Source organism: Microbispora sp. NPDC004025 (assembly GCF_053604425.1).
This window is the reverse complement of sequence record NZ_JBSGHN010000011.1, coordinates 300,925-307,977: the sequence shown is the minus strand read 5'-3', so window position 1 is coordinate 307,977 and position 7,053 is coordinate 300,925. Positions and strand designations below refer to the sequence as shown.

Here is a 7,053-nt window from a genome sequence, read left to right as displayed (position 1 = left end):
GTCTCGCGGCTGTTCGGCTCCCCGCCCGGTTACGTCGGGTATGAGGAGGGCGGTCAGCTGACCGAGAAGGTGCGGCGCAAGCCGTTCTCCGTCGTGCTGTTCGACGAGGTCGAGAAGGCGCACGGGGACATCTTCAACTCGCTGCTGCAGATCCTGGAGGACGGTCGCCTGACCGACGCCCAGGGCCGGGTGGTGGACTTCAAGAACACCGTCATCATCATGACGACCAACCTCGGCACCCGGGACATCTCCAAGGCCGTCGGGCTGGGCTTCGCGAAGGCGAACGACGAGGAGAGCACCTACGAGCGGATGAAGGTCAAGGTGCAGGAGGAGCTCAAGCAGCACTTCCGGCCGGAGTTCCTCAACCGCGTCGACGACATCGTGGTCTTCCACCAGCTGACGCCCAAGGAGATCATCCAGATCGTGGACCTGATGCTCGCCCAGGTGGCCGAGCGCCTCAAGGACCGCGACATGGGCCTGGAGGTGTCTCCGGCGGCCAAGCAGGTGCTGGCCGACCGCGGGTACGACCCGGTCATGGGCGCGCGTCCGCTGCGCCGGACCATCCAGCGCGAGCTGGAGGACACGCTGTCGGAGAAGATCCTCTACGGCGAGCTGCGGGCCGGCCAGGTCGTCAAGATCGACATCGAGGGCGAAGGCGACGCGGCCAAGTTCACCTTCGCGGGCGAGACCGCGCCCGCCGCCGCCGGCGCGCCCGCCTCCGCCGCGTCGAACGGCTGATCCCGGCCCATGGCCGGACAGCAGGCCTTCTGGATCGACGGCCGATCCGACCGCGAACGCGTCCGCTACGGCGGTGTCAGCCACTACTCCGAGCGCGTGTGGGAGAACATCGGCGAGTTCGAGGGGGTGTGGGGGGACATCGCCCCGGTCGCGTTCGCGTGCGCGGCCTGGCGGATCGCCACCCCACCCCTGACCTCGCCGGGGTTCGTGCGCTGGCACCGGCGAATCCTGTCGGCCTCCTGCGAGCGCAACACCTGGGACGGGTCGCTGACGGCGCGCGTCACGATCGTCTCCCCGCAGCCGGCCGCGCTGACGGTGTCGCGTGACTGGTGGCGCGACCGCGGCTGGCGGGGCTGGCCGGAGATCTTCGGCCAGTTCGTCGAACCCGCCGAGCAGGACCTCGCAAAGGTTCCCCATCTGCGGCCCACCCTGCTCGTGGACGCCCCTGTGCCGCTCGAAGACCTGCCGGCCGCGCCGGACGGGCCCGCGCACGATCTCGCCGAGACGGCGCACCGCGCCCTCACGGTCCTCGTACGGGAGCTGAACGACCTGCTCGCTCCCGTGATCGCCCACCTGGAACAGCCCCCTCGCTGACCCCTGCCACCCACGACCCGCCGTGATCTCGCAGGCTGCCGGGGTGGTCTGACCGGCTGGTGAGAACGCCGGTCGGCCTCTTGACACTGGCCCTGCACGGCCTCAGTCTGTTGCGCATAGTGCTATGTGTTTCGTCTTGCACAACTAATGCACGCTGACTGATTCGAGGGAAAGAGAGACCATGGCGCACGAAGTCCGCGGGGTCGTCGCGAGGGGCAAGGGACAGCCGGTCAGCCTGGAGACCATCGTCGTCCCCGACCCGGGCCCGGGTGAGGCGCTCGTGGCCGTGCAGGCCTGCGGGGTGTGCCACACCGACCTGCACTACCGCGAGGGCGGCATCAACGACGACTTCCCGTTCCTCCTCGGGCACGAGGCGGCCGGCGTGGTCGAAGCGGTCGGCGAGGGCGTGACCGACGTCGCACCCGGCGACTTCGTCATCCTCAACTGGCGCGCGGTCTGCGGCGCCTGCCGGGCCTGCCTGCGCGGACGCCCGCAGTACTGTTTCGCCACCCACAACGCCACCCAGAAGATGACGCTCGCCGACGGCACCCCTCTGTCCCCGGCGCTCGGGATCGGCGCGTTCGCCGACAAGACGCTCGTCGCGGCCGGCCAGTGCACCAAGGTCGACCCGAGCGCTTCCGCGGTCGCGGTGGGCCTGCTCGGTTGCGGGATCATGGCGGGGCTCGGCGCGGCCATCAACACCGGCGGGGTGACCCGCGGGGACTCGGTCGCCGTCATCGGCTGCGGCGGCGTGGGCGACGCGGCCGTCGCGGGCGCGCACCTCGCCGGCGCGACCACGATCATCGCGGTCGACGTGGACGACACCAAGCTCGACTGGGCCCGCCGATTCGGCGCCACCCACACGGTGAACTCCCGCGACACCGACCCGGTGGAGGCGATCCGCGACCTGACCGGCGGGTTCGGCGCGGACGTCGTGATCGAGGCGGTGGGCCGCCCCGAGACCTACAAGCAGGCCTTCTACGCCCGTGACCTCGCCGGGACGGTCGTGCTGGTCGGCGTGCCGACCCCGGAGATGACGCTCGAACTGCCGCTGCTCGACGTCTTCGGGCGCGGCGGAGCGCTGAAGTCCTCCTGGTACGGCGACTGCCTGCCCAGCCGCGACTTCCCCATGCTCGTCTCCCTCTACCAGCAGGGACGGCTCGACCTGGACGCGTTCGTCACCGAGACGATCGCGCTCGAGGACGTCGAGGCGGCCTTCGAGAAGATGCACCACGGCGAGGTGCTGCGCTCCGTCGTGGTCCTGTAACCGGCATCCCCCTGATCATCTCGATCCCCGACGTGCGACGTACGACCTTCAGGAGCCACCAGTGAGCACCACGAGCCTGCCCCCAAGCCTGTTGGCCACACTGCCGGGCGAGCACTACACCGACCCCCGGGTCTTCGCGCTGGAGCAGAAGCACATCTTCGAGTCGATGTGGTTCTGCGCCGTCCGGGCCGCCGACCTGCCCAAGCCCGGGGCGTTCAAGACCGTGCAGGTCGGCTCCGAGAGCATCCTGGTCACGAGGGCGCGGGACAACTCGATCCGTGCGTTCTACAACGTCTGCCGCCACCGCGGCGCCCGGATCTGCACCGAGGAGTCCGGCGAGGTCAAGCGGGCCTTCCAGTGCCCCTACCACGCCTGGACGTACGACCTGGAGGGCAAGCTCATCGCGGCCCCCAACCTCACCAAGATGCCCGACCTCGACCGGGTCGAGTACGGCCTGGTCAACGTGGCGGTGCGGGAGTGGCTGGGCTACGTGTGGGTCTGCCTGGCCGACGAGCCGCCGTCGTTCGAGGACACCGTGCTCGGCGAGGTGCGCACGCGCCTCGGCGACGTGGCCTCCCTCGACAACTACGACGTCGCCAACCTGGCGCTCGGCCGCCGGATCGTGTACGACGTGAAGGCGAACTGGAAACTCATCGTCGAGAACTTCATGGAGTGCTACCACTGCGCGACCATCCACCCCGAGCTGACCGAGGTGCTGCCGGAGTTCGCCGACGGCTACGCGGCGCAGTACTACGTGGGCCACGGCGCGCTGTTCGGCGAGGACGTCCAGGGGTTCACGGTCGACGGCTCCGAGGGACTCGACCGGATCCCGACCATCAGCGAGGATCAGGACCGGCGCTACTACGCCATCACGATCAAGCCGCAGGTGTTCGTCAACATGGTGCCGGACCACGTGATCATCCACCGGATGTTCCCGCTCGCGGTGGACCGCACGGTGGTGGAGTGCGACTGGCTGTACCTGCCGGAGGTCGTGGCCGAGGGCAAGGACATCAGCCGGTCGGTGGAGCTGTTCCACCGGGTCAACGAGCAGGACTTCGACGCCTGCGAGCGCACCCAGCCCTCGATGAGCTCCCGTACGTACGCCAAGGGCGGGGTGCTGGTGCCGAGCGAGCACCACATCGGCCTGTTCCATGATTGGGTGCGAGGCAAGCTCGGCGAGTGAGGTCGCCGGACTCGGTGAGGTTGGAGGAGATGCGGGGTGACGCGTAAGGCGCCTCGGGAGGACGTCGGAGACGAACGCCTGGAGATCGGCTCGCCCAAGACCTGGGCGGGCGGGGTCCCGGCGGTCGGCCACGCGCTCGGCACGGCGTACCGGCAGATGGGCGCGGGGCGGACGATGCTGACCCTGCTGCGGGTCAACCAGAAGTCCGGCTTCGACTGCCCGGGGTGCGCCTGGCCGGAGGGCGACGGCCATCGCAGCCCCGCGGAGTTCTGCGAGAACGGCGCGAAGGCGGTGGCCGAGGAGGCGACCGTCCGCCGGGTCACCCGCGACTTCTTCGCGGAGCACCCGGTGGACGAGCTGGCCCGGCGCAGCGACTATTGGCTGGGCCAGCAGGGCCGGCTCACCGAGCCGATGTACAAGGCGGCCGGCTCGGACCACTACGAGCCGATCTCGTGGAAGGACGCCTTCGGCGTCGTCGCGCGCGAACTGCGCGCGCTCGACCACCCCGGCCGGGCCGTCTTCTACACCTCCGGCCGCACCTCGAACGAGGCCGCCTTCGCCTACCAGCTCCTCGTCCGCCGGTTCGGCACCAACAACCTGCCCGACTGCTCCAACATGTGCCACGAGTCGAGCGGCTCGGCGCTGACCGAGACGCTCGGCATCGGCAAGGGCACGGTGCTGCTGGAGGACCTGCACCGGGCCGACCTGATCTTCGTGGTCGGCCAGAACCCCGGCACCAACCACCCGCGCATGCTCACCGCGCTGGAGCGGGCGAAGCGGGGCGGCGCGCGGATCGTGGCGGTCAACCCGCTGCCGGAGGCCGGGCTGCTGCGCTTCCGGAACCCCCAGCGGGCCTCCGGTCTCGCCGGGACCGGGACGGCGCTGTCCGACCGCTTCCTGCAGATCCGTCTCGGCGGCGACCTGGCGCTGTTCCAGGCGCTGTCGCTGCTCCTGTTGGAGGCCGAGGACGCCGCCCCCGGCACGGTGGTGGACCGCGAGTTCGTCGAGGCGCACACGCACGGGTTCGACGCCTGGGAGGAGCACGTACGCGGGCTCGACTGGGCCGAGGTGCTGGAGGCGACCGGGCTGACCCGCGCCGAGATCGAGGAGACGGCCCGCGACGTGCTGGCCGCCCGTTCGGTGGTGGTCTGCTGGGCGATGGGCCTCACCCAGCACCGCAAGTCGGTCCCGACGATCAGGGAGGTCGTCAACTTCCTGCTGCTGCGCGGCAACGTCGGGCGTCCCGGCGCGGGCGTGTGTCCCGTACGCGGGCACTCCAACGTCCAGGGTGACCGGACGATGGGCATCTACGAGAAGCCCAGGCCGGAGTTCCTGGACGCGCTGGAGAGGGAGTTCGGCTTCCCGCCGCCGCGCGAGCACGGCCACGACACCGTGGAGGCCATCCGCGCGATGCGCGACGGGGACGCCGAAGTGTTCTTCGCCATGGGCGGCAACTTCGTCTCGGCGACGCCGGACACCGCCGCCACCGAGGCGGCCCTGCGCCGCTGCCGGCTCACCGTGCAGGTGTCGACCAAGCTGAACCGGTCGCACGCCGTGTGCGGCGAGCAGGCTCTCATCCTGCCCACGCTCGGCCGTACCGAGCGCGACGTCCAGGCCGGCGGCGAGCAGTTCGTCACGGTCGAGGACTCGATGGGCATGGTGCACGCCTCGCGCGGCCGGCTGCGCCCGGCGTCGGACGCGCTGCTGTCGGAGGTGGCGATCGTGTGCCGGCTGGCCCGCGAGCTGTTCGGCGACGATCCGCACGTGCCATGGGCGGAGTTCGAGGCCGGATACGACGCGATCCGGGAGCGCATCGAGCGGGTGGTGCCCGGGTTCGGCGACTTCAACGCGCGGGTGCGCAGGCCGGGCGGCTTCGCGCTGCCGAACGCGCCGCGCGACGAGCGCCGATTCCCCACGGCCACCGGCAAGGCGAACTTCACGGTGAACGCGCTGGAGGTGCTGCGGGTGCCGCGGGGCCGCCTCGTGCTGCAGACCATCCGCAGCCACGACCAGTACAACACCACGATCTACGGCCTGGACGACCGCTACCGCGGCATCAAGAACGGGCGGCGGGTGGTCTTCGTCCACCCCGACGACCTGGACGAGCGCGGGCTCGCGGACGGCGACATGCTGGACATCGTCAGCGAGTGGCCGGACGGCGAGCGCGTGGCCGAGGGGTTCCGCGCGGTCGCCTATCCGACGGCGCGGGGCTGCTGCGCGGCGTACTTCCCGGAGACGAACGTGCTGGTGCCCCTGGACTCGGTGGCGGAGACCTCGAACACGCCCACCTCCAAGAGCGTCGTCGTACGGCTGCGCCGTGCCATGGAAGGGGCCGCGGAAGGAACGGCGGAGGGGACGGTCAGCCGCCGAGGCGGTGACTGATCTCCTCGGCTCCCTTGACCAGGACGGACGCCAGTTCGCGCATGCGTTTCTCGCTGAACCGGTAGGCGGGCCCGGACGCGCTGATCGCCGCAACGACCTCTCCGCGGAAGGAGCGGACGGGGGCGGCGAGCGCGTTCAGGCCCACCTCCAGCTCCTCCAGGGACAGGGCGTAGCCGTGCTCGCGCACCTCCGCCAGCTCCCGTTCCAGGTCCTCCACCGAGGTCACCGTGCTCGGTGTGTAGCGCGCCAGGCCGGCCGAGCGCAGCAGGTCCGCGCGGCGCTGCCGCTCGACGTACGCCAGCAGGACCTTGCCGCTCGACGTCGCGTGCAGGGGCGTGAGCTGCCCCACCCAGTTGTGGGCGGTGACGGCGGAGGGGCCGCGCACCTGGTCGAGGTTGACCGCGTAGTGCGAGCGCAGGACGGCGATGTTCACCGTCTCGCCGATCTCCTCGGCCAGCCGCTGGGAGACGGGCCTGCTCTGCTGGGTGACGTCCATCCGCATGGAGACGCTGCCGGCGAGACGAACGAGCCCGAAGCCGAGGCGGTACTTGCCGCGGTCCTCGGTCTGCTCGACGAGGCCGCGTGCCTCCAGGGCGCCGAGCAGGCGGAACGCGGTCGACTTGTGGACCTCGATCTCGGCCGCGATCTCGGTGACTCCCGCCTCCCCACGGCCGGCGAGGATCTCCATGATGCTGATCGCGCGATCGACGGACTGCACGCCGCCGCCGTTGGCGGCGGAGGCGTCGTTGCTCATGGCGAGACTGTAGCGCTTCACGCAACGCTGAGCCGGGGCGTCAGGAGATTCCCAGGGAGATCTTCTGATGCGTCCGACGCGAGCGCCGGCGCCGTTTTCCGCACGTGAGGTGGCCGGCGAGCCGGTAATTGTCGG

The 7,053-nt window shown here is 70.6% G+C and carries 6 protein-coding genes; 5 read left to right on the top strand and 1 reads right to left on the bottom strand.

The annotated features are described in order from the left end of the window. The 5 genes from ACWEQG_RS26410 to ACWEQG_RS26390 all read left to right on the top strand — a co-directional run. Positions 1-738: AAA family ATPase (locus ACWEQG_RS26410; RefSeq protein WP_452288629.1), on the top strand; the 738-nt coding region annotated here is incomplete at its 5' end. 9 nt (positions 739-747) lie between these two features. After that, positions 748-1,332 carry a hypothetical protein gene (locus ACWEQG_RS26405; protein WP_363472410.1) on the top strand — a complete coding sequence of 195 codons (585 nt, stop codon included), beginning with the start codon at positions 748-750 and terminating at the stop codon, positions 1,330-1,332. Between the two features lie 181 nt (positions 1,333-1,513). Beyond that, entirely contained in the window at positions 1,514-2,599 is a 1,086-nt protein-coding gene (locus ACWEQG_RS26400) for an S-(hydroxymethyl)mycothiol dehydrogenase (RefSeq protein WP_452288627.1), read from the top strand. A 61-nt stretch (positions 2,600-2,660) separates the two neighbouring features. After that, positions 2,661-3,782 carry an aromatic ring-hydroxylating oxygenase subunit alpha gene (locus ACWEQG_RS26395; protein ID WP_363472406.1) on the top strand — a complete coding sequence of 374 codons (1,122 nt, stop codon included), beginning with the start codon at positions 2,661-2,663 and terminating at the stop codon, positions 3,780-3,782. 36 nt (positions 3,783-3,818) lie between these two features. Continuing rightward, complete coding sequence (locus tag ACWEQG_RS26390; protein ID WP_452288626.1) at positions 3,819-6,164, top strand: FdhF/YdeP family oxidoreductase; 2,346 nt, start codon at positions 3,819-3,821, stop codon at positions 6,162-6,164. On the opposite strand, the gene ACWEQG_RS26385 is transcribed toward ACWEQG_RS26390, so the two are convergent. Then, on the bottom strand, positions 6,142-6,918 hold the full coding sequence (locus tag ACWEQG_RS26385) for an IclR family transcriptional regulator (protein ID WP_452288625.1): 777 nt from the start codon (positions 6,916-6,918) through the stop codon (positions 6,142-6,144). The two genes, ACWEQG_RS26390 and ACWEQG_RS26385, sit on opposite strands and share 23 nt — an antisense overlap. Positions 6,919-7,053 lie beyond the last annotated feature (135 nt).

Bases quoted from the DNA above. Each gene is read 5' to 3' on its own strand.
- ACWEQG_RS26405 (WP_363472410.1), top strand. From the start codon at position 748: ATGGCCGGACAGCAGGCCTTCTGGATCGACGGCCGATCCGACCGCGAA.
- ACWEQG_RS26400 (WP_452288627.1), top strand. From the start codon at position 1,514: ATGGCGCACGAAGTCCGCGGGGTCGTCGCGAGGGGCAAGGGACAGCCG.
- ACWEQG_RS26385 (WP_452288625.1), bottom strand. From the start codon at position 6,918: ATGAGCAACGACGCCTCCGCCGCCAACGGCGGCGGCGTGCAGTCCGTC.